Origin of the sequence: Mesorhizobium sp. M1A.F.Ca.IN.020.03.2.1 (genome assembly GCF_004023205.1) — a bacterium.
Classification (GTDB): Bacteria; Pseudomonadota; Alphaproteobacteria; order Rhizobiales; family Rhizobiaceae; genus Mesorhizobium.
This window is the reverse complement of the sequence record NZ_RZSV01000460.1, coordinates 1-1403: the sequence shown is the minus strand read 5'-3', so window position 1 is coordinate 1403 and position 1403 is coordinate 1. Positions and strand designations below refer to the sequence as shown.

General features: G+C 61.2%; 2 protein-coding genes. Both read left to right on the top strand.

Annotated elements, in window-relative coordinates:
• Positions 1–333, top strand: a 333-nt coding sequence (locus tag EOA79_RS32030) for an OmpA family protein (RefSeq protein WP_164894070.1), incomplete at its 5' end; no start/stop codon positions are given.
• Positions 334–579: 246 nt separating this feature from the next.
• Positions 580–1188, top strand: coding sequence for a hypothetical protein (locus EOA79_RS32025; protein WP_066989524.1), 609 nt, complete (start codon positions 580–582; stop codon positions 1186–1188).
• Positions 1189–1403 lie beyond the last annotated feature (215 nt).

The following is a 1403-nucleotide window of genomic DNA, read 5'->3' as shown; positions in this document are numbered from 1 at the left end:
CCGTCCGACATCACCTTCAACGTCGACCAGGACGCGGTGAAGCCGGGCTTTTATCCGGTGCTGAACTCGGTGGCGCTGGTGCTGAACAAGTTCCGCCAGACGACCGTCGACGTCTTCGGCCACACCGACTCGACCGGCGGCGACGAGCACAATTTCGACCTGTCGCAGCGCCGTGCGCTCGCCGTCGCCAACTACCTGTCGGGCCAGGGCGTCGATTCCCGCCGCTTCGCCGTCACCGGCTTCGGCAAGACACGTCCGGTTGCTTCCAACGCGACGGCCGCCGGTCGCGCCCAGAACCGTCGCGTCGAGATCCAGCTGTCGCCGCTGACCTGATAGAAGCTGCTGCCAGGAGAACTACTCTACTATGCAAAACGGCCCCGCGAGGGCCGTTTTGTTTTTGACCTCGAGATGGGAAAAGCCGTCGGGGCCTCAGCTAGTTCTAATTGATGCCTTTCCATCGCCTTGGAAAGGACTAGCATCGACGCTGTCCAGCGGGGACGAGGCGGTACAACCGGCCGCGCAATCAGCATTTTTCCGCCTCGGTCTTGCACGGCCAGTTCAAGAATCTGGGAGGAATGCATGACAAGAACGACTCGCCTTGGGCGCTGCGGCGTCCTCGTTTTAACTGGCCTCTTGGGCGCATGGGTTGGAGCCGCCACGGCCCGAGCCGAAGACGCCAACAAGGCCGACATCGAAGCTCTGAAAAAATCGCTGGCCAAATATGAGGACTACACGGCCGCCGTTCGCGACCTCTATCTGTCGACCGTCGGCTGCGTCTATTACTCGGGCGAGAAGATTCCGGGCACGATGGAATATCCGAAGGGCGCCATGGGCATCCATTTCGTCAACGTTCCGAGCGTCGGCCAGAAGCTCGACCCGATGAAGCCCAACGTGCTCATTTACGAACCGACCAAGAAAGGCTTGAAGCTGGTCGCCGTAGAATGGCTGGTGCCCTTGACGCCGGATGTCAAGGAACCACCGAGCCTATTCGGCCAGAAATTCATGGGTCCGATGGAGGGGCATTATCCGCTCATCCCGAAGGAGTTCGTCCATTACGATCTTCACGCCTGGCTGTTCAGGGACAATCCGAACGGCATGTTCAGCCCGACGAATCCGAAGGTGAAATGCAGCGACGCCGAGTTTCCGATGCTGGAGAAGCCGACCAAGATGATGCCCGGCCCGATGTAAGCGGCAGCAGGACAATCCCGGCAAAGCGCTTGTATCCTTCGAAACGGCAGTAGAGGAACGGCCCCATTCGGGGCCGCCTCGTTGTTGCCGACGCGGTATTGAGGTCAGACCTTCGCGACGATGCGCATGAAGGCGGGCACGTCATCGCCGAAGCCGACGGTCGCGTCGTCCTCTTCATGGCGGTGGCGGCGAGGGCGGCGGTGGTCGCGCTGAGG

Bases quoted from the DNA above. Each gene is read 5' to 3' on its own strand.
- EOA79_RS32025 (WP_066989524.1), top strand. From the start codon at position 580: ATGACAAGAACGACTCGCCTTGGGCGCTGCGGCGTCCTCGTTTTAACT.